General features: G+C 72.2%; 28 protein-coding genes. 17 read left to right on the forward strand and 11 right to left on the reverse strand.

Annotation, left to right across the window (positions count from 1 at the left end):
* Positions 1 to 40 precede the first annotated feature (40 nt).
* Complete coding sequence (locus ACIBM5_RS35250) at positions 41 to 1,588, forward strand: class I adenylate-forming enzyme family protein (RefSeq protein ID WP_396010764.1); 1,548 nt, start codon at positions 41 to 43, stop codon at positions 1,586 to 1,588.
* A gap of 114 nt (positions 1,589 to 1,702) precedes the next feature.
* Here the strand turns inward: ACIBM5_RS35250 and ACIBM5_RS35255 are convergent, their stop codons facing one another.
* On the reverse strand, positions 1,703 to 2,383 hold the full coding sequence (locus tag ACIBM5_RS35255; RefSeq protein WP_396010767.1) for a helix-turn-helix transcriptional regulator: 681 nt from the start codon (positions 2,381 to 2,383) through the stop codon (positions 1,703 to 1,705).
* A gap of 133 nt (positions 2,384 to 2,516) precedes the next feature.
* On the reverse strand, positions 2,517 to 3,125 hold the full coding sequence (locus ACIBM5_RS35260) for a superoxide dismutase (protein WP_391586089.1): 609 nt from the start codon (positions 3,123 to 3,125) through the stop codon (positions 2,517 to 2,519).
* Positions 3,126 to 3,259: 134 nt separating this feature from the next.
* On the opposite strand from ACIBM5_RS35260, the gene ACIBM5_RS35265 reads away from it, so the two are divergent.
* From ACIBM5_RS35265 to ACIBM5_RS35280, 4 genes are all read left to right on the forward strand, one after another.
* Entirely contained in the window at positions 3,260 to 4,312 is a 1,053-nt protein-coding gene (locus tag ACIBM5_RS35265) for a questin oxidase family protein (RefSeq protein ID WP_396010769.1), read from the forward strand.
* Positions 4,313 to 4,446: 134 nt separating this feature from the next.
* Positions 4,447 to 4,707: a hypothetical protein gene (locus ACIBM5_RS35270; protein WP_396010770.1), complete on the forward strand. Its 261-nt coding sequence runs from the start codon at positions 4,447 to 4,449 to the stop codon at positions 4,705 to 4,707.
* A gap of 93 nt (positions 4,708 to 4,800) precedes the next feature.
* The gene (locus tag ACIBM5_RS35275; RefSeq protein ID WP_396010771.1) at positions 4,801 to 5,298 is read left to right on the forward strand and encodes a nuclear transport factor 2 family protein; all 498 of its coding nucleotides are present in this window, start codon (positions 4,801 to 4,803) and stop codon (positions 5,296 to 5,298) included.
* A gap of 68 nt (positions 5,299 to 5,366) precedes the next feature.
* Positions 5,367 to 6,014, forward strand: coding sequence for a uridine kinase (locus tag ACIBM5_RS35280; RefSeq protein ID WP_396010772.1), 648 nt, complete (start codon positions 5,367 to 5,369; stop codon positions 6,012 to 6,014).
* 36 nt (positions 6,015 to 6,050) lie between these two features.
* Here ACIBM5_RS35280 and ACIBM5_RS35285 read toward each other — a convergent pair whose 3' ends face one another.
* Positions 6,051 to 6,884 carry an aldo/keto reductase gene (locus ACIBM5_RS35285; RefSeq protein WP_396010773.1) on the reverse strand — a complete coding sequence of 278 codons (834 nt, stop codon included), beginning with the start codon at positions 6,882 to 6,884 and terminating at the stop codon, positions 6,051 to 6,053.
* Positions 6,885 to 6,931: 47 nt separating this feature from the next.
* Positions 6,932 to 8,200, reverse strand: a complete 1,269-nt coding sequence (locus tag ACIBM5_RS35290) for an MFS transporter (protein ID WP_396010774.1) — start codon at positions 8,198 to 8,200, stop codon at positions 6,932 to 6,934.
* Between the two features lie 147 nt (positions 8,201 to 8,347).
* Between ACIBM5_RS35290 and ACIBM5_RS35295 the strand changes: the two genes are divergently transcribed.
* The gene (locus ACIBM5_RS35295; RefSeq protein ID WP_396010775.1) at positions 8,348 to 8,794 is read left to right on the forward strand and encodes a MarR family winged helix-turn-helix transcriptional regulator; all 447 of its coding nucleotides are present in this window, start codon (positions 8,348 to 8,350) and stop codon (positions 8,792 to 8,794) included.
* Positions 8,795 to 8,860: 66 nt separating this feature from the next.
* Here the strand turns inward: ACIBM5_RS35295 and ACIBM5_RS35300 are convergent, their stop codons facing one another.
* Together ACIBM5_RS35300 and ACIBM5_RS35305 are read right to left on the reverse strand one after the other, a co-directional pair.
* On the reverse strand, positions 8,861 to 9,910 hold the full coding sequence (locus ACIBM5_RS35300; protein ID WP_391586097.1) for a lactonase family protein: 1,050 nt from the start codon (positions 9,908 to 9,910) through the stop codon (positions 8,861 to 8,863).
* Between the two features lie 186 nt (positions 9,911 to 10,096).
* Entirely contained in the window at positions 10,097 to 10,753 is a 657-nt protein-coding gene (locus ACIBM5_RS35305) for a TetR/AcrR family transcriptional regulator (RefSeq protein ID WP_396010777.1), read from the reverse strand.
* A 79-nt stretch (positions 10,754 to 10,832) separates the two neighbouring features.
* On the opposite strand from ACIBM5_RS35305, the gene ACIBM5_RS35310 reads away from it, so the two are divergent.
* Together ACIBM5_RS35310 and ACIBM5_RS35315 are read left to right on the forward strand one after the other, a co-directional pair.
* Positions 10,833 to 11,618, forward strand: a complete 786-nt coding sequence (locus ACIBM5_RS35310) for an ABC transporter ATP-binding protein (RefSeq protein WP_396010778.1) — start codon at positions 10,833 to 10,835, stop codon at positions 11,616 to 11,618.
* 109 nt (positions 11,619 to 11,727) lie between these two features.
* A complete protein-coding gene (locus ACIBM5_RS35315; RefSeq protein WP_396010780.1) occupies positions 11,728 to 12,468 on the forward strand; it encodes an ABC transporter permease in 741 nt (246 codons plus the stop codon).
* A 44-nt stretch (positions 12,469 to 12,512) separates the two neighbouring features.
* Here ACIBM5_RS35315 and ACIBM5_RS35320 read toward each other — a convergent pair whose 3' ends face one another.
* Complete coding sequence (locus ACIBM5_RS35320) at positions 12,513 to 13,490, reverse strand: helix-turn-helix transcriptional regulator (RefSeq protein ID WP_396010781.1); 978 nt, start codon at positions 13,488 to 13,490, stop codon at positions 12,513 to 12,515.
* A gap of 85 nt (positions 13,491 to 13,575) precedes the next feature.
* Here ACIBM5_RS35320 and ACIBM5_RS35325 point away from each other — a divergent pair, with 85 nt between their 5' ends.
* Together ACIBM5_RS35325 and ACIBM5_RS35330 are read left to right on the forward strand one after the other, a co-directional pair.
* Entirely contained in the window at positions 13,576 to 13,998 is a 423-nt protein-coding gene (locus ACIBM5_RS35325; RefSeq protein ID WP_391586103.1) for an SRPBCC domain-containing protein, read from the forward strand.
* A 170-nt stretch (positions 13,999 to 14,168) separates the two neighbouring features.
* Entirely contained in the window at positions 14,169 to 14,402 is a 234-nt protein-coding gene (locus ACIBM5_RS35330; protein ID WP_396010783.1) for a hypothetical protein, read from the forward strand.
* Positions 14,403 to 14,587: 185 nt separating this feature from the next.
* Here ACIBM5_RS35330 and ACIBM5_RS35335 read toward each other — a convergent pair whose 3' ends face one another.
* The gene (locus tag ACIBM5_RS35335) at positions 14,588 to 15,322 is read right to left on the reverse strand and encodes a DedA family protein (protein WP_396010784.1); all 735 of its coding nucleotides are present in this window, start codon (positions 15,320 to 15,322) and stop codon (positions 14,588 to 14,590) included.
* 206 nt (positions 15,323 to 15,528) lie between these two features.
* Between ACIBM5_RS35335 and ACIBM5_RS35340 the strand changes: the two genes are divergently transcribed.
* Positions 15,529 to 15,999, forward strand: a complete 471-nt coding sequence (locus ACIBM5_RS35340) for a GNAT family N-acetyltransferase (RefSeq protein WP_396010786.1) — start codon at positions 15,529 to 15,531, stop codon at positions 15,997 to 15,999.
* Between the two features lie 89 nt (positions 16,000 to 16,088).
* Here the strand turns inward: ACIBM5_RS35340 and ACIBM5_RS35345 are convergent, their stop codons facing one another.
* On the reverse strand, positions 16,089 to 16,493 hold the full coding sequence (locus tag ACIBM5_RS35345; protein WP_396010787.1) for a PPOX class F420-dependent oxidoreductase: 405 nt from the start codon (positions 16,491 to 16,493) through the stop codon (positions 16,089 to 16,091).
* Between the two features lie 114 nt (positions 16,494 to 16,607).
* Here ACIBM5_RS35345 and ACIBM5_RS35350 point away from each other — a divergent pair, with 114 nt between their 5' ends.
* Entirely contained in the window at positions 16,608 to 17,138 is a 531-nt protein-coding gene (locus tag ACIBM5_RS35350; protein ID WP_391586108.1) for a GNAT family N-acetyltransferase, read from the forward strand.
* Here ACIBM5_RS35350 and ACIBM5_RS35355 read toward each other — a convergent pair.
* Positions 17,107 to 17,778, reverse strand: a complete 672-nt coding sequence (locus ACIBM5_RS35355; protein ID WP_396010788.1) for an SDR family oxidoreductase — start codon at positions 17,776 to 17,778, stop codon at positions 17,107 to 17,109. The genes ACIBM5_RS35350 and ACIBM5_RS35355 overlap by 32 nt on opposite strands.
* Positions 17,779 to 18,035: 257 nt before the next feature.
* On the opposite strand from ACIBM5_RS35355, the gene ACIBM5_RS35360 reads away from it, so the two are divergent.
* Together ACIBM5_RS35360 and ACIBM5_RS35365 are read left to right on the forward strand one after the other, a co-directional pair.
* The gene (locus ACIBM5_RS35360) at positions 18,036 to 18,590 is read left to right on the forward strand and encodes a GNAT family N-acetyltransferase (protein ID WP_396010790.1); all 555 of its coding nucleotides are present in this window, start codon (positions 18,036 to 18,038) and stop codon (positions 18,588 to 18,590) included.
* 276 nt (positions 18,591 to 18,866) lie between these two features.
* Entirely contained in the window at positions 18,867 to 20,189 is a 1,323-nt protein-coding gene (locus tag ACIBM5_RS35365) for a hypothetical protein (RefSeq protein WP_396010792.1), read from the forward strand.
* Positions 20,190 to 20,516: 327 nt separating this feature from the next.
* Here ACIBM5_RS35365 and ACIBM5_RS35370 read toward each other — a convergent pair whose 3' ends face one another.
* Positions 20,517 to 20,975, reverse strand: a complete 459-nt coding sequence (locus ACIBM5_RS35370) for a flavodoxin family protein (protein WP_396010793.1) — start codon at positions 20,973 to 20,975, stop codon at positions 20,517 to 20,519.
* 394 nt (positions 20,976 to 21,369) lie between these two features.
* On the opposite strand from ACIBM5_RS35370, the gene ACIBM5_RS35375 reads away from it, so the two are divergent.
* From ACIBM5_RS35375 to ACIBM5_RS35385, 3 genes are all read left to right on the forward strand, one after another.
* Positions 21,370 to 21,738, forward strand: a complete 369-nt coding sequence (locus ACIBM5_RS35375) for a hypothetical protein (protein ID WP_396010795.1) — start codon at positions 21,370 to 21,372, stop codon at positions 21,736 to 21,738.
* A gap of 23 nt (positions 21,739 to 21,761) precedes the next feature.
* Entirely contained in the window at positions 21,762 to 21,956 is a 195-nt protein-coding gene (locus tag ACIBM5_RS35380) for a DUF2304 domain-containing protein (protein WP_391586114.1), read from the forward strand.
* Positions 21,957 to 22,147: 191 nt separating this feature from the next.
* The gene (locus ACIBM5_RS35385) at positions 22,148 to 23,728 is read left to right on the forward strand and encodes a hypothetical protein (RefSeq protein ID WP_396010796.1); all 1,581 of its coding nucleotides are present in this window, start codon (positions 22,148 to 22,150) and stop codon (positions 23,726 to 23,728) included.
* Positions 23,729 to 23,915: the final 187 nt, after the last annotated feature.

Consider the following 23,915-nt stretch of genomic DNA (forward strand, 5'->3'; position numbering starts at 1 on the left):
GACCCTGCGGTAGCGTCCCCGCGAGAACGAGGGAGGCCCGATGCTGCTGCACGAGATCCTGGTCGACGCGGCTCGGGATGTACCCGACCGCACCGCCCTGATCGTCCCCGCGCACACCCCGCGCAGGCTCACCGAGCCTCGCACGGCAGACCCCACCACGGCCGAACCTCACCCGACCGGGCCCACCGTCTGGACCTTCGCCGAGTTGGCCGGCCACGCCCGCGCGCTCGCCGCCACGGTCGCGCGACGGACCTCGCCCGGCGCCCGGGTCGGGATCCTCGCGCACAATCGGGCCGAGTACGTGGCGGCCTACTACGGCGTCCCGTGGGCCGGCCGGGTGCTGGTCCCGCTCAACCCCCGATTGCACCCGCGCGAGTGGGCCGACCAGTTGGCCCGCTCGGGCGCGGAACTGCTGCTCGGCGACGCCGAACCGATGGCCCGGCTCGGCCGGCCCGATTTCCCGAGCCTGGAGTTGGCCGAGGCCCTCGCCGAATCCGCCGGAGCCGAGCCCGAGTTCACCCCGGCCACCGACGAAACCGCGCTGACCTGGCTGCTGTTCACCTCGGGCACCACCGGCCGACCCAAGGGCGTCCGGCTCACCCACCGCAGCCTGATCGCCTCCATGCGCACGTCGCTCGCCTGCCGCCCGGTCGACCCCGACACGGTCGTGCTGACCCCCTTCCCGCTCGCGCACGTGGCCGGCTACCAGGTGCCGGCCCACCACCTGATGCGCCGCCCCGTGGTGGTCCTGCGCCGCTACGAACCGGCCGAACTGGCACAGGTGGTTCGCGAGTTCGATGTCACCAACCTGTCCCTCGCGCCGACCATGATCGATGCGCTGCTCGACCACGTGCACGAGGGCGACGGGCTGCGCGAGCGGATCCGCTCGATCAGCTACGGCGCCTCGCCGATCACGCCCGACCTGATCCGCCGGGTCGACCGGCTGCTCGGCTGCGCACTGGGGCAGGGCTACGGCATGACCGAACTCTCCGGCAACGCGGTGTTCCTGAGTGCCGCCGACCACCGCCCCGAGTTGTACGCGGCGGCCGGCCGACCCGGCCCGGGCGTCGAGATCCGCATCGTCGACGACGCGGGCCGGCCGCTGCCGACCGGCGCCACCGGCGAGATCTCGGTGCGCTCCGAGCAGGTCGCGGACGGCTACTGGCAGGCGGACACCGGCGAGTTCGCGGCCGGCTGGTTCCGCACGGGCGACCTGGGCCGCGTCGACGCCGACGGCTACCTGTACGTCCTGGACCGCAGGAAGGACGTGATCATCACCGGCGGCGAGAACGTCAGCGCCCGCGAGGTGGAGGCGGTGTTGCGCGACCACCCGGACGTCCGCGACGTCGCGGTGGTCGGCGAACCCGACCCGCGCTGGGGCGAACGCGTGGTCGCGGTGGTCGTCCCGGCATCGGGTCGGTCCGTCGACCCCGACACGCTCGTCGCCCTGTGCCGCGCGCACCTGGCCGGCTTCAAGGTCCCGCGCCGCGTCGTGTTCACCGACGCCCTTCCGGTCACCGGCACCGGCAAGGTCAGCAAGCCCGCCCTGCGCGAACGACTCGCGAGCGAGGCCCCGGCCGGCTCGTGACCCGGCTCGGCGAGCCCGGGCCGGTCGCCGGCCGTCCGGCCGGCCGGACGCCCATCGCAAGCCTCGGGCCCGGGCGCGCGCCGCCGGCAACCGCCGCGCAGGCGCTCGACCCGCCTACCCGTCGCCTGCCCCCGGCTCGCCGGGATCGGCCGCCACCGGTCGGATCTCATAGGCGCAGTGCGGCGCTCCGGCCACCATGTGACTGACCCGCCGCACCTCGGTGTCCGGCAACGCCTCGCGCAGGAAGGCCAGTTCCGAGGAGCACGCGGTGCCGCACCGGATCGCCACGTCGAAGATCGCGCAGTTCTGTTCGACGATCAGCCACCCGCCGCCGTCGGCCAACGGTTCCGCGGCGGCCAGGTAGCCGTCCTCGTCCAGGATCGCGGCTATCGCGGCCACCCGATCGGCCAGTCCCGGCGCGGTCGTCCGGGCCCGGGCCCGTTCCAGGCGCCGCTCGCGCCGGCGGTCGAACAGCCGGTCCACGAATCCGGGCTCCTCGGCCTGCGCGGTCTCCAGCAGGTCGCCGACCAGGTCGCCGTAGCGCCGGGGGAACAGGTTCTCCCCGGCCGCGGTCAACCGATACACGTGCTTGGGCCGGCCCGGCCCGAGTCGGGCCTGCCGATGGGTCACATAGCCCTCGGCGACCAGCCCGGCCAGTTGCTGGCGCATGCCGCTCGCGGTCATCCCGACCGCATCGGCGAGTTCCTCCGCGCGCAGTTCGCCCGCGCCCTTGAGGCGCCGCAATATCTCGCGCCGGGTCTCGGGCAACAGTGCGAACGCGTCCTGCTCGGTCACCGCTCGCCCCTTTCTTCGACCCCGAGTCTCCCGAGTGCGTACTCGTGTGTGTCCACCGGCGCCGGCATGCCCGCCAACGCGCTCCAGGGCCGCACGGGAAGCACCCGCACGGCCCTGGACCGAACGCCGTTCCTCAGGCGCCCTTGGCAGCCGCGAGGCGGGTGGCGACGTCGTCCCAGTTGAAGACGTTCCACACGGCCTTGAAGAAGTCCGCCTTGACGTTCTTGTACTGCAGGTAGAAGGCGTGCTCCCACGCGTCGATCGCGAGCAGCGGCACGGTGCCCTGCGGGATGTTGCCCTGGTGGTCGTAGACCTGGGTGACCACGATGCGCTGCGAGAGCGGCTCCCACGCGGCGACGGACCAGCCCGAACCCTGCACGGTCATCGCGGTCTGCGTCATGTGCGCGCGGAACTGCTCGAAGCCGCCGAAGTCGACGCCGATCTGCTCGGCGAGGTCACCGGTGGGCTCGCCGTTGCCGGTCGGGCCGAGGTTGGTCCAGAACAGGCTGTGCAGCACGTGGCCCGAGACGTGGAAGGCCAGGTCCTTCTCCAGCTTGGAGATGGTGCCGTAGGCCTCCTTGTCGCGGGCGTCCGCGAGCTGCTCCAGGGCGGTGTTGGCACCGGCCACGTACGCCGCGTGGTGCTTGTCGTGGTGCAGCTCCATGATCGCGCCGCTGATGTGCGGCTCCAGGGCGGCGTAGTCGTAGGTGAGGTCGGGGAGCGTGTAGACCGTGTCGGCCACGGGAGTTCCTCCTGCGCAGTGGTTGCGGTGACGTATTGGACCCTATGCTTCCGACCGGAGGCCAAGCAAGTTGGGAAAGACTCAACTGTCCTAACCCGAGGCCCCGATCCACCCGAGCACCGAAGGAGTCGACGATGCATCAGCAAGCCGCCGAAACCTTGGACGAAGCGTTCGAACGTCTACATCGCACCGGTTCCGAATTCGACGACAAGCTGTCCAATCACGGACCGATGGCCGTCGAGGCGCTCGTGCACTCGGGCCGGTGGGAAGCCGTGCCCGCTTGGCTGGACGTTTACACCCGGCGGCTGGAACCACCGACCCGCCCGACCGAACGCATCGCCCGGGACGCGTGGCGCGAGGCACTGGGCGACCGCGCCCGGGACGGGGACTGGATCGCGCTGTTCACCGACGAGATCGCCGAGCGGCCGTGGCGAGAGGTGCTCGCGCTGTGGTGGCCACGCCTGCTCCCGGGCCTGCCCGGCGGTGCCACGCACGGCGTGATCCGGGTCGGACACGCGGTCCGCGCGCTGCTGGAGGCGGGCGAGAGCCCGGTCCGGCTGGCCGAGTTCGCGCACGCGATGGCGTATTTCGCCTCCAGCAACCAGGCTCTGCCCGAACTGCCTCGGCTCGCGGGGGGCCGCACGCCGTTCGACGCGCTGGAGGCCGTACCGCCGCTGCCGGTCGGCGAAAAGGGCCACATCAGCGGGCGGCTCGACTTCCTGGCCGGTTGGGATCGCTGGTTGACCGCGACCCTGTCCGTGCGCACCGCCGAGACCCCCGAGGAGGCGCAATCGCTGCTCGCGGACACGGTGCACGCGGCCACCCTGCGCTATCTGAGCCGCGGGCACGGCAACGCCGTGATGAACGTGCACGGCGTGACCGCCCCCAGTGCGGTGCTGCGCGTGCTGCCCGCGTTGCCGCCCGAGTTGTGGATCCCCTCGTACACGGCCGCGTGGGCCACGAGCAGCGCGGTCTTCGCGGTGTACATGGCGCGCGAGGACGCACCGAAGACGCCCGCCCCGGCGGCCGATCCCGGCGCCGCGATGGAGAGCGCGCACGCCCACGGCGACGAGCACGTGATCAAGCTGGTGGACAGCGCGGCGGACGTGTACGCCCGCTCCGGCGACGCCCGGGCGTTGTCCGCCGGCGTGCTCGCGGCCGACCTGGTGCCGCCGCTGCGGGGGTGATCGAGCGGGGCGAGTCGCGCGACACGCCCTCGTCCGAGTGAGGTTCCCCCACTCGGCGGATCGGATTCCGTTCGCTGGTGCCGTAGGACGACCCGCACGGACACCCCGTACGGGCACCGACGAACGGAGATCCGATGCGCGTCACCGCACTTCTCGCCGCCGCGGCCACCGGCACCCTGCTCGCCCTGGCCCCGGCCGCGCCCGCGCTCGCCGACGGCCGCGCGGACACCCTGACCAGCGAAACCGGCCGGTTCGGGCAGATCGACGAGGACGACGTGCTCGCGGAGCTGCGGCCCGCCGTGGTGGGCGTCCACCAGGGCATCTCCGGCGGCTTCGTCGAGGTCCCGCCGCCGCACGTGCAGGCACCGCAGATGCCGCCGCTGCCCGACCTGTGACCGGGCCGCATCCGCGGATCGGGCCGCCGGCTCTCACTGACGCACCGTCAGATATCTCTGGATCTCGGCCGCCCATCGCACTAACGTCCGCCCATGACCGAGACATCGAAGGACCCGAGCGAGACATCGGAGCACCGGACCGCAGTGTCCCGTGACCTCGAAGGCCGCAGGCGCACCGTCGAGAACTTCTGGCAGGGCGTGGACACCCACGACTGGGACCTGGTGGCGTCCACGCTCGCCGACGACTTCGTGCGCGTCGGGATGCGGGACAACGCCGAGGACACGTGCGAGGGCAAGGAGGCGTACCTGCGGTTCGTCTCCACCGTCACCGGCCGGATGGCGCAGCACGAACTGCGCTCGCGTTTCACCTTCCTCAGCGAGGACGGCCGGTATGCGTTCAACGAGGCGGTCGAGTCGATCCGGCCGACGCCGACGGACGACCTCCTGGTGATGCGGTTCGCGAACTACCTCGAACTGAACGACGAGGGCCTGATCGTGCGACTCGACATCTTCTGGAAGACGCCGCCGTACATGCCGCCGGACTGGATCACCGTGGACGCGACCCTGGAGCGCGAACCGCGGGGCGACTGAACGCACGCGCCCGGGGCGGCCGAGAATGGAGCCATGATCGAACCCGACGGCCCCCGCCCGGTGCACCGATGGTGAGCGCCCGCCCCCTCACCCCGGCCGCCCTGGTGGACGAACTCGTCGCCGCGATCACCGCCCGCGCGGATGGACGCCGGTGGACCCGGGTCGCCGTGGACGGCGCGGACGCGGCCGAACCCGGCGCCGTCGCCGACGCGCTGGTGGCCCCGCTGCGGCTGCTGGGGCATCCGGTGTTGCGGGTGCGGGCGCGCGATTTCCTGCGTCCCGCGTCGGTGCGCCTGGAGTACGGGCACACCGACGCGGAGTCGTACCTGTGGGGCTGGCTGGACGAGGCCGGTTTGCGTCGGGAGGTGCTGGAGCCGCTCGGCCCGGACGGCACCGGCCGGGTGCTGCCCAGCCTGTGGGACACCGCCCGGGACCGGGCCACCCGCGCCGCGTACACCACCCTGCCCGAGGGCGGGGTCCTGCTCCTGGACGGGCCGCTCCTGCTCGGCAAGGGGCTGTCGTTGGAGCTGAGCGTGCACCTGTGGTTGTCCCCGGGCGCGCTGCGCAGACGTACGCCGGCCGAGGACGCCTGGACGCTGGAGGCGCTGACCCGCTACGCGGACGAGGTCGGGCCGGCGACCGAGGCCGATCTGCTGGTGCGCTACGACCACCCCGCGCACCCGGCACTGGTCGAGCCGGAACACCGCCGAACCTGAAGCCGCGCCGGATCCGCCGAACCGGGCAGACACGACCTAGTTGAGGGTGTCCGGGTCCGGGCCGAGCCGTCCGCCGCGGTCCAGGGCGTTGATCGCGTCCAGCTCCTGTGCGGTCAGTTCGAAGTCGAACACCTCGAAGTTCTCCCGGATCCGGGACGGGGTCACCGACTTGGGGATCACGATGTTGCCCAGCTGAAGGTGCCAGCGCAGCACCACCTGGGCGGCCGTCCGGCCGTGTGCGCGGGCCGCCTCGGCGATCACCGGGTCCGCCAGCAGTTCGCCGCCCTGGCCCAGCGGGCTCCACGCCTCGGTCGCGATCGAGTGCGCGCGGTCGTACCCGCGCACCTTGCCCTGCTGGAGGTAGGGGTGCAGCTCGACCTGGTTGACCGAGGGCACCACGGCGGTGTGTTCGAGCAGCCGGGTCAGGTGGTCGGGCTGGAAGTTGGACACGCCGATCGTGCGCACCCGGCCGTCCGTGAGCAGCTTCTCGAACGCCCGCCAGGTGTCCAGGTAGCGGTCCCGGTTCGGGGTCGGCCAGTGGATCAGGTACATGTCCACGTAGTCCAGGCCGAGCCGGTCCACGCTCTCGTCGAACGCGATCAGCGTCGAGTCGTAGCCCTGGGCGGTGTTCCACAGCTTGGTCGTCACGAACAGTTCCTCCCGCGGCACCGAGGAAGCGGCCAGCGCCCGACCGACGCCCGCCTCGTTGCCGTAGACGGCGGCGGTGTCGATGCTGCGGTAGCCGACCTCCAGCGCGGTCGCCACGGCGGTGGTCGCCTCGTCGTTCTCGACCTGGAAGACCCCGAAGCCCAGCTGCGGGATGGTGACGCCGTTGTTGAGGGTGATGTCGGGTACGGGGGTGGAGCTCATGGTCGGGATCGTCCTTCGTCGTGGGGGTCGGATGGTGCGGGCCGGCGTCAGCCGAGGAGCCGAGCGGGCCGCTCGGCCGACTCCGGCGCGCCGGAGTCGCCCTGCCCGCTCTGCCCGCTGAGCACGGTCCGCACACCGGGGGTGTGCGCCGCCACGACGCGCGAGCGGTTCAGCGCGCGTCGTTCCAGGCCGTGGGCGAGCACCGCGAGCACCAGCGCGCTCAGCGCCAGGGCCGCGCCGACCCAGTTGGCCGACTCGTAGCCGTGTCCGGCGTCGATCACCAGGCCGCCCAACCACGCGGCGATCGCGTTGCCCAGGTTGAACGCGCCGATGTTGACCGCGGCGGCCAGCGTCGGCGCGCCCGCGGCGTTGTCCATCACCCGCTTCTGCAACGGCGGCACGGTGGCGAAGCCGAGGGCACCGATCAGGAACAGCGTGATCACCGACGCGGTCTTGTCGTGCGCGGTCACGGTGAACAGCGCCAACACCCCCGCGAGCGCGAGCAGCGAGCCGTACAGCAGCGGCATCAGGTGCCGGTCGGCCAGCCTGCCGCCGACCGCGTTGCCCACCAGCATGCCCAGGCCGACCACGGCGAGCAGCCAGGTGACCGCGCCCTCGGAGAAGCCGGCGACGTCGGTCATCATCGGCTTGACGTAGGTGAGTGCGGCGAACACGCCGCCGAAGCCGAGCACCGTCATGCCCATCGCGAGCAGGACCTGGACGTTGCGGAACACCGCGAGTTCGTGGCGCAGACGCACACCCTCGGGCTTGGGCTGTTCGGGCACGAGCCTGGCGATGCCCACCGCGCCGAGCACGCCGAGGGCCGCGACGAGCAGGAAGGTCAGCCGCCAGCTCACCGACTGGCCGATCAGCGTGCCCAGCGGCACGCCGAGCACGTTGGCCAGGGTCAGGCCGGCGAACATCGTGGAGATCGCCGCGGCCTTCTTCTCCGGCGCGACCAGGTCGGCGGCCACCACCGAGCCGATCCCGAAGAAGGCGCCGTGGGTGAAGGAGGCGACCACGCGCCCGAGCAGGATCACGCCGAACGCCGGGGCCAGCGCGGTCAGCGCGTTGCCCAGCACGAACAGTCCCATCAGCAGGATCAGCATGCGCTTGCGCGAGACGCGGGTGCCCAGGACGGTCATCAGCGGGGCACCCAGCAGCACGCCGACCGCGTAGCCGCTGACCAGGAGCCCGGCGGTGGTGATCGAGACGTCGAAGGTGCCCGCGACCTCGGGCAGCAGGCCGAGGATGACGAACTCGGTGGTCCCGATGCCGAAGGCCCCGATGGCGAGGGCCAACAGTGCGAGAGGCACGGAGTACCCCTTTCGAGGAGTGGTGGAGAGGGTGCTCGACACGCGCCCGGGCATGGCATGCACACACCGCTTACAGGCGTCGACAATATTTGCAGACGCCGATCAATGCAAACGCGGGCTATTTCGCTTCGGAGGTATCCTGAGCGCATGGGACAACAGAGGCAGGCCATCGAACCGCCGCTCGCGCAGGGCTGGTGCGCGCTCGCGGCGCTGCACAATCGCATCGAGGCGCACATCGAACGCGCGCTCCAGAGCGAACACGACCTGAGCGTGCGCGAGTTCTCGGTCCTGGACGTGCTGAACCGGCAGGACGGCTACCACCTGCGGATGAACGAACTCTCCGACGCGGTCGTGCTGAGCCAGAGCGCCACCACGCGCCTGGTCACCCGCCTGGAGGAGCGCGGCCTGCTCTCGCGCTACCTGTGCGACACCGACCGCCGGGGCATCTACACGGAGGTCACCACGACCGGCTGCAACCTCCTCGCCGTCGCCCGCCCCACCCACGACAAGGCCCTGCGCGAATCCCTCGCGGACGCCGAACAGCGCCCCGACCTCGCCCCCCTGGTCGAGGCGGTCAAGTCCCTGGGCCTGTAGCCGATCGCATCGGCGAACGCCGGACGAGCCCGTTCGGCCCGTCCGGCGCCCGAGGACCGCCGTCCTCTACACCAGAATGCTCGTCGGGCTCCCCGTCGAAAGCACGACTCCCAGCGCCGTCAGTCGCCCCGACGCCGGATCACATCGGAAGCCGGTGACCGTGTCCCCACGCTGGTTCGCCACGTACAGCAGGTCCCCCACCAGCGCCAGATCCCGCGGCCAGGCCCCGCCCACCGGCACCTCCTCGACGAGAGCCAGTTCCGCGCCGTCCACCGCGAGCACCGAGACGGTGTCCGGACCCCGGTTCGCCACGTAGACGAAGCGCCCGTCCGCCGCCGCGACGATCCCCGACGGCGCACCCTCGCCGCCGGAGAGCACGAACGGCTTGCCCGCCACCGTGAGCGCCCCCGTGCGCGGGTCGCTGCGCAGCGGCGTCACCGTCGTGTTCAACTCCCCCGCGAGCCATGCGAGATCGTTCGGCCCGTAGGCGATGTGCCGGGGCCCGGTGCCCGGCGGGAGGGTCACCTTCGGCCCCTCCGCGATCGTGCCCGCCTCGGCGTCGAAGCTCAGGTGGTACACGGTGTCCGAGCCCAGGTCGCACACCACGAGCCACTCGCCGCCGGCCGCGAACGTCACCTGGTGGGCGTGCGAGGACGCCTGTCGGTCCTTCACCGGCCCGGACCCGGTCAGCCGCACGTGCGTGGCCGCCTCGCCGAGCGTCCCGTCGTCGGCGATCGGGTGCACGGTGACGCTGCCGCCGCCGTAGTTGGCAACCACCACGAACCGCCCGGTGGGATCGGCCGCGAGGTGGCACGGCCCCGCCCCGAGCGTGGACACCTCGCCCAGCGGCACCAGCCGTTCGTCCTGCACCGAGTACGCGCCGACCGCGCCCTCGCCGCCGCGCTCGCTCACCGCGTAGAGGAAACGACCCGAGGGGTGCCGGGCCACGTACGAGGGCGAGATCGCCGGAATCACCGCGGACGGCGTGCCGAGCAGCCCGGTCTGCGGGTCCTGCCGGCACACCGTGATGCCGCTGCCGTGACCCTCCATGTCGGGGGTGTACGCACCCACGTACACGAGCGGTCCGCGTCGGTCGGAAGCATTTGGTGAGGTCACACGGTTCTCCTGTTGTCTGGCCTGTGGCGGACGACCGTCGATCGACTCATGATCCATCGGCCGAGCATCCATCGGTCGAGCCGACGGCGCCGACCACGCAGATCATCGCGGATCGATCGCCCCTTCGCCGCCGATGTCATGCTCCTCCCCGACCCGGCCGCCGGCACACCAGCCGGCCGAGCCGGGTCACGGCCGCACGCGAACCGCGTAGCCCAACACCTCGGCGCTCAACAGCGATTCGACCGCGTCCAGTTGCGCCAACGCGTAGGCGACCGCCGCGTCCACCCCGCTGCCGGCCGCGATCCGTCGGCCGATGCCCCGGAAGACGGCCTGTTGGATCCCGGCGAGTTGCCCGGCGATCAGCGCCGGCACCGGGTCGTCCGGGGCCGCGCCCGCCTCCTCGGCCAGGGTTGCGCCGAGCGCGTCCGCGCCCAGTTGCTGCATCCGCCACAGACGAGCCATCAGCGCCGGCGACCCGTGCATGACGTTCATGAAACGCTCGTAGCCCTCGACCAGGCCCACGTACGGCGACCGCACCTCGACGTCCCGGCGCAGCGCGTCCAGCACCGCGCGCGCCGCGGATTGACCCACCGCGCGCTCGCGCACGATCCGGCTCGGCCGATCGACCACCTCGGCCTCGCGGTCGAAGAACAGGTCCTCCTTGGTCGGGAAGTAGTTGTAGACGGTGTTCACGGACACCTCGGCCGCATCGGCGATCTGCGCGATGGTCACCGCGTCGAACCCGCGGTCCAGGAAAAGGCCGGTCGCGATGTCCGAGATGTGCGTCCGGGTGCGGCGCTTCTTGCGCTCGCGCAGCCCTTCGGCGGGTTCCGACTCCGTCATGACCTCATCCTAGCCTTCATGGGGTCATTTTAATTTTGGGGTCGTTGCAAAATTTTAATCACTATGTTTCGGTAGTCACATGACACCGGTCATCCACACCTCCGGGCTCGCCCGGACCTTCACGACCAAGCGCGGCACCGTCGAGGCCGTCCGCGGCATCGACCTGACCGTCCCGGCGGGCGAGATCCTGGGCTTCCTGGGTCCCAACGGCGCCGGCAAGACCACCACCCTGCGCATGCTCACCACGCTGCTCGCCCCCACCGGCGGCAGCGCCACCGTGGCCGGCCACGACCTCGTGCGCGACCCGGCGGGCGTGCGCAGGCGCATCGGCTACGTCGCCCAGTCCGGCGGCGTCGACCCCGCCGTGTCGGTGCGCGAGGAACTGACCACCCAGGCCCGGCTGTACCGCCTGGACAAGGCGGACGCCCGGGCCCGAACCGCCGAGTTGGCCGCCGACCTGGACCTGCCGGACCTGCTGGACCGCCCGTGCGCGGCCCTGTCCGGCGGTCAACGACGCCGGCTCGACATCGCGATGGGCCTGGTCCACCACCCCGACGTGCTCTTCCTGGACGAGCCCACCACCGGCCTGGATCCGGGCAGTCGCGTGGACCTGTGGGACCTGATCCGGCGGATCCGCGACGAGTGGGGCACCACCGTTTTCCTCACCACGCACTACCTGGACGAGGCCGACGCGCTCGCGGACCGGCTCGTGGTGGTCGACCACGGCCGCGTCGTGGCCCAGGGCACCGCGCACGCGCTCAAGACCGAGTACGCCGGCTCCCCGAACGCCTCGCTCCAGGACGCGTTCATCGCCATCACCGGTCGGCGCACCCCCGCGCCGAACGAGACCCCGATCGCCGTCTGACCCGGCAGAGGTAGCCATGTCCACGTCATCCACACCGTCGACACCCGCCGTGCGAACCACCCGAGTCGCGCCGCCCGCACGACCGGTTCCGTCCGCATCCTCCGCCCTCGTGTCCGACACCCTCCTGATCTTCGGCCGCTACCTGCGCCAGACCGTGTCCGCCAAGATCGGCCTGATCTTCGGCATCATCCAGCCGCTGCTGTTCCTGATCCTGTTCGGCCCGCTCCTGCGCGACGTCCCGCTCGGCGGCGACGGCGACTCCTGGCAGACCCTGGTTCCCGGCCTGCTGGTCCAACTCGGGCTCTTCAGCGCCGCGTTCGCGGGCTTCGGAATCCTGATCGAGAAGCAGCACGGCGTGGTGGAGCGCATGCGGGTGACTCCGGTGAGCCGACTCGCGCTCCTGCTCGGGCGCGTGCTCAAGGACATCGTGCAGATGCTCGTGCAGTCCGTGGTGCTCGTCGTGGTCGGCGTGGCGTTCGGGCTGCGCGCGCCGCTGCTCGGCGTGCTGATCGGATTCGGCTTCGTCGCGCTGATGACCGCCTCGCTCGCGTCCCTGTCCTACGCCCTGGCGATGCGGGTGGACAGCCCGCAGGAGTTCGCCCCGGTGGTGAACTCGGTGAACCTGCCGGTGATGCTGCTGTCCGGCATCCTGCTGCCGATGTCGCTGGCCCCGGGCTGGCTGGATGGCATCTCCCGGGGCAACCCGCTGCGCTACCAGGTGCAGGCGGTGCGGTCCGCGTTCGTCGGCGACTACGGCGGCCCGGTCGGCATCGGCGTGCTGACCTCGCTCGCATTGGTCGCGGTGTCGGTGCTGTTGGGCGTCCGCGTGTTCCGCCGGGCCGGCGCATAGGTCCCGTCCGGGCACGTCGGTCCACCGCCACGGCGGCGCGGGCGCTACGCGTACCGCGCCGCCGTCGCCCGCGCGGCGGCGGCCAGTTCCGCGCGCAGCTCGGGTGGGCCCAGGACCTCGACCTCCGGGCCGAGCCGCAGCAGTTCCGACACGGCCGTCTCGATCGACTCGATCGGGAAATCGGCCCGGACCCGACCGTCCGGCAGCGGCTCTCCCGCGCTCGCCTCGACGGTGTCCGCCACGTACGCCCCGAACAGTTGTCGGACCACCCGGCGGGCGTCCTCGCTCAGCAGCACCTCGCTGCGGATCGGGCGCAGCTGTTCGACGAAGTCCCGGGACCAAGCCTGCCAGTAGGCCGCCAGGTCGAAGGTCGGATCACGCTCGAACACCTCGTCGAGCACGTCCAGCTCCTCGATCCGCACCACCCGATACGTACGGTCGCGATGCTCGCTCGCCTGCACCGTACGGGCCACCAGGTACCACGCCCCGGCCTTGAGCACGAGGCCGTACGGCTCCAGGTCCCGGGTGACCTCGCCCGTCCAGCGCCGGTAGTGCACCCGGATCCGCCGGTCGGTCCACACGGCGGCGGCGATCCGGGCGAGTTCCGGCGAATGGTCCGCCTCGCGATGCCACCCCGGCGCGTCCAGATGGAAGCGCAGCTGCGCACGGCCCACCCGCTCGCGCAGCTCGGCGGGCAGCCCCGCCTGCACCTTGAGCTGCGCGGACGCGACCACCGCGCCCAGTCCCAGTTCGGCCGCGGGCCCCGGCAACCCGGCCAGGAACAGCGCGTCCGCCTCGTCGTGGGTGAGCCCGTTGATCCGCGTGCGAAAGCCTTCCAGCAGCCGATATCCACCGGCCGGCCCGCGCTCGGCGTACACCGGCACACCCGCCGCGCCGAGCGCCTCGACGTCGCGGTAGACGGTGCGGACCGACACCTCCAGCTGCTCGGCCAGTTCGGTCGCGGTGACCAGACCCCGGGTTTGCAGCGTCATCAGGATGGTCAGCAGTCGGCTCGCGCGCATGATCGCCAGTGTCGCGCATACCTGACGGGTATTGACAGGTACTCGAACGAGACTGGACACCGCACCGCACCAGGAGGGCAGGACCATGAGCGAGACCACCGGCCGGACGCAGGACGCGGGTTATCAGATCGGCGTCTCCAAGACGCTCCCGTATCCCGTCGAGCAGGTGTGGGAGTTGATCACCTCCGCCGCCGGCCTGGCCCTGTGGCTGGGCGAGGACGTGGACCTGACGCCGACCCGGGGTGCGCCGTACACCACCGCGGACGGCGGCACCGGCGAGGTGCGCGGGTGGCGCGAGTTGGACCGGGTTCGGGTGACGAGCCGGTTGCCGGGCTGGGATCACGACACGACCGTGCAGGTCACGACGGGCGCGAGCGGGCCGGGACGAACGGTGCTGCGGTTCCACCAGGAGTGGCTGGCCGACCCCGGGGAGCGGGCCCGGCAGCGGACCCACTGGCAGGGCGTGATGGCGGCGGTCGAACGGGCGCTGGCGGCGCCGAACGGGTGAAATGCGTGGCCGAACCGGTGCACTTCCGTTCGGGATCTTCGCTTCCGTGCCATTCGTTGATCGAACATCGTGGGATGTCGGCAGGAACCTCGACGGCCGAAGTCTCGATACGGCAGTGGATCTCGGTACGGCAGCGATGTCCGTCCGAAATGGGAACGGAGAACGGCGCGATGAGCGGCTTCCTCGACAAGGCCAAGAAGATGGCCGAAGACACCGTGAACACCGGCAAGCACAAGGTCGAGGAGGTCCAGGTGACCCGCGAGGCGGGCACGTTGCTCAAGCAACTGGGCACCGCCTACTGGAGGGAGCAGCGCAGCGGGGGCTCGCACGAGGAGGTCACCCGGGCGCTGGCCGCGCTGGACGAGCACGTGGCCAAACACGGCGACACGGGTCTGCGCGGCTGAACCGACGGTCGGCGACCGACCTCACGGCGCCCGGCACGAGGAGGCCGGGTCCCACCCGCCTCGCCCCGTCGCGTCTCGTGCGACACGTGTCGTACGCCCTGCGCAGTACGCCCCGTCCCACCCGGCCGGCCCGGGGCCACGCGCAAGGATCGATCGGCGGCAGTCGGGCGACGGCCGGCGATCAATCAGGCGGCGCTGTCCTCCCGGACCGCCACCGTCGCGCCCGCGAAGTCTTGCCGAGAACCCGCGGCCGCGGCCGCCGCGGGGTCCCCGAACGCCGAGGAACGGTTCTCCTCGGCCTTGCGGCGCCGACGCCGCCGCACGTAGGTGACGATGCCGGCGACGATACCGATCGCGACGATTGCGGCCCCTATCCAACCGGGGACGCTCGCCGCCGACGGGTACGCGCTGCCCGCGAGTCGGCCCAGCATGATCGAGCCCGGCACCCAGACCAGGATGCCGACCGCGTTCCACGGTGCGAAACGCCGATAGGGCATGCCCGCGGCACCGGCGAGCCGGGGCAGCAGGGTCCGGGCGAAGGCGACCCAACGACCCAGCATCACGGTCACGCCGCCCGCGCCGCGGCCGCGGGTGAACATCTCCTCGGCCCGTTCCCAGCGATGCTCGCCCACCCGGCGCCCCAGGCGGCCGGTCCTTATCCGTTCACTGCGATGTCTGCCCGCGAGGTAGCCCAGGGTGTCCCCGACCACCGCGGCGGTGGTGGCGATGATCAACACCGGAATCAGTGCCAGGTGACCGGTGGAGGTGAGCAGGCCGCCCAGCAGGAGCACCGGTTCGGCGGGCGCGAACACGCCCAGGAGCAGCCCGGTCTCGATGACGGCGACCAGAGCGATCACGATATAGGCGTACAGCGGTGGTAGATCTCCCAGCCGCTCCACCCACTCGTGCACGGCATCCACGTGGAACCTCCCCGTTAGGCCGCTTGCCATGTGGCTTGACAAGCATCCGCCCTCAATCGTGTCAACGGATCCTGCGCGCGGCCGAATTCCCGCCTACTCCCCTGGCCGTACAAAGGTGATCCCCGTCATCCGTCCCCGGCCGTCCGCGCGCCCGGGTTCGGGACCGGAAGGATGGCTTCCAACGGGCGCCCTCTACGTTGGGCGCCATGAACGACATCGAAATCCGGCCGGCGGTCCGGGACGACATCGCCGCGATCGTAGGGCTTCTGGTGGACGACGTGCTCGGGTCGGGACGGGACTCGCAGGAGGACCTGACCCCGTACCTGGCCGCCTTCGAGCGCCTGGCCGCCGATCCGAACCAGGAACTGATCGTGATGACCGGGTCCGATGCGGCGACCGGCGGCCGCAAGGTGATCGGCACCCTCCAGCTGACCATCATTCCGGGCCTGTCCCAGCGCGGTACCACCCGTGCCCTGGTGGAGGCGGTTCGCATCGACAGCACCCGGCGCGGCGACGGTCTGGGCACGATGCTGATGCACTGGACCATCGAACGGGCTCGCGAACGCGGGGCGAGTCTGGTTCAGCTCACCTCCAACAGCACCCGCGAGAACGCCCACCGTTTCTACCGCAACCTCGGCTTCACCGACTCCCATGTGGGCTTCAAACTCACCCTCTGAGCCACCCGACCCGGACGCACGACCCGCCACGACGCCCCGGTCGGCTCGCGAACCCGACGGCCGGCCGGACCCGTGGGGGTCACCCGGGCCTACGGTCGCTCGCCCAGCTCGACCCGCACGCCGACCGTGCCCGCCGTCCCGCGCCGCAACCGGCTGCCGAACAGGGTCATCCGCCCGACGAGTCCGAACTTGCGCCGGATCAGGTCCCGGTAGCGCTCCGTACCGGCGGCGTCCAGCAACGACGCGTGGCCGGGCACCGCCGCTCCGTGCGTCCTCCCGCGCGCATCGCACGCGGTGACCGTGACCTTCCCGCCGTTGCGGATCCGCTTGACCTTGCCGGAGTCCCGCGCGGTCCACACCCCGAGCGCGTCACCGTCACGGAACACCCACACCGGGGTGCCCACCGCACGGCCGTCCCGCCGGAACGTGGTCAACAGCACGTACTTGCCGGCCGCGAGCCGGTCGAGGTCCGCGGGCAACTCGGGCGAAGTCATGCGCGCGAGTCTAGAGCGCACGCGCGGCGCGGATGCGGCGCACACGAAGCGGTCGCCAAGATCGTCCCCGACCCGACCTGCCCGGCGTACCGCCCGGGGTGGGACGATGATCGGATGTCGCGCACATCGGAGGAAACCCGCGTCCAGGTCCGCCCCGCGACCGAGGCCGACGGTACGAGTCTTGCCGAGATCGACCACCTCACGTGGTCCCCCGACGTCACCCCGGTCCCGCGCTGGGCCGCGGACAAGGCCTTCTTCCGCGGTGCCGAGCACGTGCGCGACACGCTCGTCGCCCACGAGGGCGACCTCGTGCTGGGCTACGTGCTGCTGGAGCGCTCGACGCTGTGCCCGGCCACCGGGCACGTGCAGATCGTCAACGGGCTCGCGGTGCACCCCGACCACCAGGGCCGCCGGGTCGGCCGGGCGCTGCTCGCGGCGGCCGAGGCCGAGGCGCGCAGGCGTGGGGCCCGTCGGATCACCCTGCGGGTACTCGGCGGCAACACCGCCGCCCGGGCCCTGTACCTGGCCGCCGGCTACCGGATCGAGGGCGTCCTGGAGGGCGAGTTCCTGCTCGGCGGACGCTATGTGGACGACGTACTGATGGCGCTGGATCTCACGAGCGAGGCTTCTCCGCCGCGTACTTGACCGCCTCGGCGACCGGCACGTCGCCGCCGACGGCCTCCAGGGTCCTGCCGATCGTGCCGGGCCGGGTGACCAGCTCGGCCAGGATCGCCGCCACGTCGTCCCGGCGGATCGCGCCGCGGCCTTCCCGCTCGGACAGTGCGATCAGCCCGGTGCCGGGATCGTCGGTGAGTCGGCCCGGGCGCAGGATGGTCAGGTCGAGCGCGCCGCGCGAACTCAGGTCCTCGTCGGCCTCGCCCTTGGCCTTGAGGTAGAGCGCGAAGTCCGGGTCGGTGTCGGCGGGCGGCCGGGTCGAGGCGCCCATCGAGGACACGATCACGTAGCGCCGCACACCCGCGTCCTCGGCCGCGTCGGCGAGCAGTACCGCGCCGCCGTAGTCGACCGTCATGGTCCGCTCGCGGGTACCGTCCGGCCCCGCACCCGCCGCGAACACCACCGCGTCCGCGCCGACCAGGTGCTCGACGACCTCCTCGACCGGCGCCCGCTCCAGGTCGCACACGACCGGCTCGGCGCCGGCCGCCACCAGGTCGTTCGCATGGTCGGGGTTGCGAATGAGCCCGACCACCGTGTGTCCGCGCTCGGCGAGCAACCGCTCCAGCCGAAGTGCGATCTTTCCGTGTCCACCCGCAATGACAATACGCATGCATCCGACCGTAAGGTCACCAACCGGGACATCGGCCGGCTCGGCTCCGCGACACGATCAGGTTCCACTGTTCGGCTGCCGTGGGCGGGCGTCGGCGCTGCTCGGGCGAGCGCCGGCGAGTGTTCGCGGGGGATCTCGGCCTCCCGCGCCTCGCCCGGTCCTGCTCTCCTCTCCCGCCTCGCCGTGCCCTGCCTCGCTCGGCCGCCTCGGCCACCCGCAGGGTGGCATCCCGGTGGTCGCCTCTAAGGTCCCGTGCCATGACGATCGCCTCCGGTCCGACCATCACCACGGACCTCGCCCACGCCCGCGACCTGCTCTTCTCGTACTACAACGCGACCGCCGACGAGACCGGCTATCCGGGCTGGGAAAGCCCCGATCAACTACCGCCCTACTTCCGCGTGGACCACGACGACCCGGCCGACTACTACGCCCATCCCGGCGCCTACTTCACCGCCCTCCTGGCCGGTCGGCCCGCCGGCGGCGTCGGCGTGCATCTCCTCGACGCCGACACCGCCGAGGTCAAACGGCTGTACGTGCTCCCGCACGCCCGCGGACACGGCGTCGCCCAGGCCCTGATGGCCCGCCTGCACGCGCACGCCCGGACGGTGGGCGCGCGCCGCGTCGTGCTGGACTGCCTGCCGCAGCGCACCGGCGCGATCGGCCTGTATCGAGCCCTGGGCTACCGGGACATCCCGCCGTACCGCGACGATCACGGCGTCGTCCCGCTCGCCTGCTTCGAACTCGCCCTGTCCGCCGGGCACGGCGAGCAGGGCGGGCACGGCGGCCCGGTCGACCCCACCGACTGCGACTGATCGAACCGCCACACGGGCGCGACCGAAGCGTCGGGACCAAGGCCGCGCACCTGTTACCGGGGTCGAACCGCCACACGGGCGCGACCGAAGCATTCTGGTCGATCGAGGCACCTCGATCGGCTGCCTCGACAACCCACCCACCCTCCCCCATTTGCCGTAACCTGCCCTATCGCTTCCCCGCACGATCGGGCGGATTTCGTCCTTTGCCCTCCCTCACGCCCCGCCGCCGTTCTATCGTCGCCCCGTTCGGTGTCACCCGTACGGAAGGGGCCGGTCGTGACCCGAGGAGGCATCGGTGCGGCGCGCGTCGGCAAGGCGCTGGGGCTCGTCCCCCGCCAGGTCCGCCTCGCCGCCCGAACAGGACTGCTCGCACAACACCAGGACGGCACCTTCGACGCCGACGCGGTCGCCCGCGCCGCCGCCGACCCCGGCCCCTTCCTCACCGCGCTCAGTCGCGAAGAACCACTCACCGCCACCGAGGCCGCACACCGCCTGGGCATCAGCCGCGAGCGCTTCCGGCGGGTCGCCCAGGCCGCCGGGCTGCCCGTCGTGGATCGGGTGCGGGTCTCCCGCTACGGCCGGGACCTGGAGGTGCGCTACTACCGCACCGCCGACGTGGACACGCTGCATCCGCACATCACCGCGGATCGTGAACTGCGCGAGGCCGCCCGGCGGGTGGCCCGGTCACTGGCCGCGACCAAGGCCGCCGCCACCCGCGCGCACAACCGCGAACGTGCGCACCACGCGCGCCGCTACCTCGCGACGCTGGCCCCCGACCGGCAGACCGACCCGGCCGACGTGATCGCCTTCACCTGCGCGCTGGCCCGCCTGCACGGCACCGCGCCCGCGCGGCTGCGCCGGTTCATGGGCGACCCGCGCGTGCGCGACATCGCCGAGATCGGCGACCAGTGTCGTTACAAGCCGGCCGAGATCGCCGATCTGCTCGCCGCCGCCACCCCCCGCGCGCTCACCGCGCTGCGTTCCCTCGCCCGACCGCACCGGGTGTGGGCCACGCTGGGCGTGCCCGCCGAGGACATCGCGCACCGCATCCCGTCGATCGACCACCACATCAGCACCGACCTGCTGCACCGGTTGGCCACCGACCCGCCGCGCTGGCTGCTGGAGTTGCACGCCGACCGCGAGCTCGAACACGCCACCGCCGCGGTCACTCGCTGGCTCGATCGCGAATGGCACGCCCAGCAGCGCCGCGCCGAGGCGGTGTGTCGCGCCGCCGAGGCGATCATCGACCACCTCACCGACGACGCCGTGGCCGAACTCTTCGGGCTGCCGGTGGAATTGGTTTTGGACCTGCGCCCGCGCAGCAACAAGTGGACCACCGCCTACGTCGAGGAACTCCTGCACACGCGCCCCCTGTGGCTGCGCAGCCAGGTGCTCGCCCGCGCCGAGATCGCCCGCCGGGCCACCGCCCGCGCCCGCCGCGAGGCCGCCCGAACCCAACGCCGCCTCAGCTGGCGCCGCACCTGGGCGAGAGCCCTGTCCGTCCCGCTGGAAACGGTCCCCGACACGGTCGAACGCCCCACCCCCGCCGCCCTGCGCACCGCCCGAACGCACCCCCCACACTGGGCCCGCCCACACTGACCGACGCACCCCCGCCCGCAACGGAGCCCGCGTCCCGGGCCACGCGTCACCACCTCGCAGCGAAGCAACCGACCACGCGGCGGCCAAGCGCCCATCTGCCCGGCGCGCCGAGGCCGTCGCACCGGCACACCGCGCGGTGCGAATCGACCCCCACGCCACGACCGACCATGCCGCGACGCCCCTCGCTCCGGTCGGGAACCGCCCCCTGGTCGCCCGCGTGTCGGCCCCACCAGACATGCTGTGCGTGGCCGTCGTCGCTGCGACCGGCCGGTCCGCCGCAGGGTGGTGGGCGCGCGGCTCGGCCTCCCGTCCGGAGGCCGGGCCGCGTTACTCCAGAGGCATCAGTTCGGCGGCCACGACGGCGCCCAATTCGGTGCAGGCCGCGAGGGTGTCGCGGGTGGGCGGTCCGGCGATCTCCACCGGCGGGCGGACCCGCCGCCATTGCAGGCCGGTGGCCGCCGATTCGACCGAGCGGACCGCGCCGGTGGTGTCGCTCCCGCCGTGTACGTACAGGCCGTAGGGACGGCGGACCGTCTCGTGCAGGCAGGGGTAGTAGGCCGAGTCGAAGAAGTGCTTCAGCGCCCCCGACATGTAGCCCAGGTTCGCGGGTGTGCCCAGCAGGTAGCCGTCCGCCTCCAGGACCTCGACCGGCGAGCAGGTGAGTGCGGCCCGGACCCGGACCTCGACGCCCTCGATCTCCGGATCGCGGGCGCCGGCGAGCGTCGCCTCCAGCATCTCGGCGAGTGTGGGCGAGGGCGTGTGGTGCACGACGAGCAGGATGGCCATGGCCTCACGCTGCCAGAACCCGGACCGGTTCGGAAACGACCCGATCGGCGGCCGCCGCTCCGGCCACCACTCCGGCCGCCGCCCGGGCGCCACTCCAATGGGTGAGTTTGTCGCGAAATCGACATCAAGGACGCCCGCCGCGACGAAGCCCGCAGCCCCGGCCGGGTCCGCCGCAACTCGAGCCTCCCGCCCGCGCGTACGGGCTCTCCGAGTCACCCATACGAGTGGACCGCCGGAAAAGACGTGGCGATTCCACCCGTTTGATGCTTTGACACGTGCGCACCATTTGTGACGATAAGAGCACTTTAGGTAATACGTCGATAGGCCAACCGGCCGGCACCCCAACCCGGCACCCGGCACCCCAACCCGGCACCTCGGGGAGACCCACATCCACATGCGCCTCACCCACCTGCGACTGCTGCCCTATCCCCGCTCCAAGTCCCCCACCGACCCCGACACCGCCCCCGCCCCCGCACCCGTCGCCGACCCGACCCCGGTCGCCGAGAACCCGCCCGCCCCACCCGCCCCCGCACCGCCCTCCCTCGTCTCGGTGGTCCGCCGCACCCTGGCTCCCGCCACCCGCGCCGGCACCGCCCACTCCCGGACCTTCCACACCGTCTACGCGCTCACCACGCTCCCGCTGGTGATCGCCCTCCATGCCGCCCTCTGGGCGTTGTCCACCCCCGGGCGCCTCGGCGCCACCCTCCTGGTCCTGTACGGCCTCGGCCGAACCGGGATCCTCACCGCGCACGCCACACACTGAGTGCGCCGCCCGAAGGAGCACCCATGGTTCTGTCCATCTCCGGCGTCCTGCTGCTCGGCGTCATCGCCTACGTCTTCTTCCGCAAGGACGGGCTGAGACTCCCGCACGCCCTCGTCTGTGCCCTCTTCGGGTTCTACCTGGCAGGCAGTTCCATCGCCCCGCACATCGCGGCGAGCGGCAACAGCATCGCCAACCTGCTCAGCGGCCTCAACTTCTGACCGGTCGCCCGTCCCCACCGCCGCCAGGGCGTGTCCTCGATCCCCCACCGGACCGGCCGCAACCGCGCGACACCACCCCCCGGTGTCGACGGCCGCGGACCCGGTGGGCCTTCGAGGACACGCCCTGGCCCCGGCTCATCCCCCGAACCGGGGCCTCCCGCCTACCCGACCCGACCCCTCACGGAGACCGCATGTCCCCCGGCCCCACATCCCTCGCCGCCATCGCCCGGCGCGCCAAGGACGGCATCGGCAACACCCGCACCCGCGCGCATCGCATCACCCACGTCACGCGGGACACCTTCTCGCCCGTGCTCACCCTCACCCGAGGTCTGAACCGGCAGCTCGGATGGGCGCGCAACTGGTGGAAGGGCGCCTCGGCGGACAAGCGCAAGGCCGGCGCCGCGGGCATCGCCGCGGTCCTGCTCGCCCTCTACTTCCTGCCCTACGCCCCGCTGATCGCCCTGCTCCTGGTGCTGGCCGGCGCCGCCTGGCTCGGCCGCGAGGAGAAGCCCGCCACCGAGCCCGGCCCCGATCCCACCGATGTCAAACTCCAGACCGTCTACAACGGCCTGGTGCCCTACCTCGCCGACGACCACGACCCCGCCCGGCTGTTCCACCCCGGCGGCCCGTACCAGAACGCCTTCCGACACTGGGAACTCGACGGCGACCGGATCGTCCGCCTCGAATTGACCTACAGCCCCTACTTCACCGACGACGACCCCGCCGCCCGGGCCCGGATCGAACGGGTGCTCCAGGCCAAGCTCGGCCGCGGTCGCGAGTACGTCTACGAGTGGGACACCGAGAGCAACCACCTCACCCTGGCCGCCCTGCCCCCGCTGCCCACGGCCGTGCCCGCCCAGCAGTTCGTCACCGCGCCGTGCGAGATCCTGCTCGGCATCACCGACGCGGGCAGCACCAACCGCCGCATCCCCGTGCACGTGGACGACACCATCCGGCAACTCCCGCCGGTCATCTGGCGCACCGGCAATCGCAGCACCGACCCGCACCTGCTCGCCGTCGCCGCCCCCGGCGCGGGCAAGTCCAACCTGCTGCGCACCATCGCCCTCCAGGCCGCCCGGGACGGCGACATCGTGGTCGTCGACGGCAGCGGCTCCGGCGACTACGCGTGCCTGGCCGGCCGGCGCAACATCCTGCGGATCGAGACCGGCTACCACGGCGCACTGGAAACCCTGACCTGGCTGCGGCACGAGACCGAACGTCGGATCGCCGCCGTCACCTACGCCAAGCAACACGGCACCCCGGTCCCGGACGACGCCCGCCGCCCGCTGTGGGTGATCCTCGACGAGATCACCGAACTCTCCGACCTCGCCGCCGGTCAGGGCACCACGGACCCGCAGGAACTGCTCGACCTCCCGCTGCGCCTGGGTCGCGCCGCGCACATCGGCGTGATCACCAGCGCCCGCCCCAGCCACCTGGAGCGGCTGCGCCCCACGCTGATCGCCGACACGCACACCCGCGTCGTGCTGGGCCCGCTCGACCCGGAGACCGTCCTCACCGTGCTGGGCGCCACCCCCGGCGTCTCCGGCGGCGAGGGCATGCCTCCCGGTCGCGGCTACGTCCGGATCGGCAACGGCCCCGTGGTGCGCATCCAGATCCCGCACACCCCCGACCCGCTGGAGGAGGACACCTCGGAGGCCGACCGCGTGCGCCTGCTCGCGCTGCTGCCCCGGCACGCCGATGCCCTCCCCGTCGACGTGCCCTCGATCTCGCTCGCCAAGACACTCGAACGCGAGCCCGAGCCCACCGGCTGAACCCCGGCGCGCCACCCCGCGCCACGCTCTCACCAAGGCCCGCAAGGACCCCGCGGCAGCCGCCGTGACACCCCCCCCGGCATCCCCGCGAAGGCCCCCCGAGCAAGCCACGCTCGGGGGGCCTCGACGTACGCCCGGCGCACCGGCAAATACCCAAAACGCACCACTCCGTCCCCACTCGCGCGCC

Origin of the sequence: Embleya sp. NPDC050493, assembly GCF_044458105.1 — a bacterium.
GTDB lineage: Bacteria > Actinomycetota > Actinomycetes > Streptomycetales > Streptomycetaceae > Embleya.

What these genes read in the sequence shown, in the direction of transcription:
- ACIBM5_RS35330 (WP_396010783.1), top strand. Translation starts at nt 14,169, where the DNA reads ATGAGCGGCTTCCTCGACAAGGCCAAGAAGATGGCCGAAGACACCGTG.
- ACIBM5_RS35325 (WP_391586103.1), top strand. Translation starts at nt 13,576, where the DNA reads ATGAGCGAGACCACCGGCCGGACGCAGGACGCGGGTTATCAGATCGGC.
- ACIBM5_RS35370 (WP_396010793.1), bottom strand. Translation starts at nt 20,975, where the DNA reads ATGGCCATCCTGCTCGTCGTGCACCACACGCCCTCGCCCACACTCGCC.
- ACIBM5_RS35380 (WP_391586114.1), top strand. Translation starts at nt 21,762, where the DNA reads ATGGTTCTGTCCATCTCCGGCGTCCTGCTGCTCGGCGTCATCGCCTAC.
- ACIBM5_RS35305 (WP_396010777.1), bottom strand. Translation starts at nt 10,753, where the DNA reads ATGACGGAGTCGGAACCCGCCGAAGGGCTGCGCGAGCGCAAGAAGCGC.
- ACIBM5_RS35345 (WP_396010787.1), bottom strand. Translation starts at nt 16,493, where the DNA reads ATGACTTCGCCCGAGTTGCCCGCGGACCTCGACCGGCTCGCGGCCGGC.
- ACIBM5_RS35340 (WP_396010786.1), top strand. Translation starts at nt 15,529, where the DNA reads ATGAACGACATCGAAATCCGGCCGGCGGTCCGGGACGACATCGCCGCG.
- ACIBM5_RS35350 (WP_391586108.1), top strand. Translation starts at nt 16,608, where the DNA reads ATGTCGCGCACATCGGAGGAAACCCGCGTCCAGGTCCGCCCCGCGACC.
- ACIBM5_RS35295 (WP_396010775.1), top strand. Translation starts at nt 8,348, where the DNA reads ATGGGACAACAGAGGCAGGCCATCGAACCGCCGCTCGCGCAGGGCTGG.
- ACIBM5_RS35310 (WP_396010778.1), top strand. Translation starts at nt 10,833, where the DNA reads ATGACACCGGTCATCCACACCTCCGGGCTCGCCCGGACCTTCACGACC.
- ACIBM5_RS35250 (WP_396010764.1), top strand. Translation starts at nt 41, where the DNA reads ATGCTGCTGCACGAGATCCTGGTCGACGCGGCTCGGGATGTACCCGAC.
- ACIBM5_RS35275 (WP_396010771.1), top strand. Translation starts at nt 4,801, where the DNA reads ATGACCGAGACATCGAAGGACCCGAGCGAGACATCGGAGCACCGGACC.
- ACIBM5_RS35360 (WP_396010790.1), top strand. Translation starts at nt 18,036, where the DNA reads ATGACGATCGCCTCCGGTCCGACCATCACCACGGACCTCGCCCACGCC.
- ACIBM5_RS35375 (WP_396010795.1), top strand. Translation starts at nt 21,370, where the DNA reads ATGCGCCTCACCCACCTGCGACTGCTGCCCTATCCCCGCTCCAAGTCC.
- ACIBM5_RS35320 (WP_396010781.1), bottom strand. Translation starts at nt 13,490, where the DNA reads ATGCGCGCGAGCCGACTGCTGACCATCCTGATGACGCTGCAAACCCGG.
- ACIBM5_RS35385 (WP_396010796.1), top strand. Translation starts at nt 22,148, where the DNA reads ATGTCCCCCGGCCCCACATCCCTCGCCGCCATCGCCCGGCGCGCCAAG.
- ACIBM5_RS35280 (WP_396010772.1), top strand. Translation starts at nt 5,367, where the DNA reads ATGGTGAGCGCCCGCCCCCTCACCCCGGCCGCCCTGGTGGACGAACTC.
- ACIBM5_RS35355 (WP_396010788.1), bottom strand. Translation starts at nt 17,778, where the DNA reads ATGCGTATTGTCATTGCGGGTGGACACGGAAAGATCGCACTTCGGCTG.
- ACIBM5_RS35265 (WP_396010769.1), top strand. Translation starts at nt 3,260, where the DNA reads ATGCATCAGCAAGCCGCCGAAACCTTGGACGAAGCGTTCGAACGTCTA.
- ACIBM5_RS35285 (WP_396010773.1), bottom strand. Translation starts at nt 6,884, where the DNA reads ATGAGCTCCACCCCCGTACCCGACATCACCCTCAACAACGGCGTCACC.
- ACIBM5_RS35270 (WP_396010770.1), top strand. Translation starts at nt 4,447, where the DNA reads ATGCGCGTCACCGCACTTCTCGCCGCCGCGGCCACCGGCACCCTGCTC.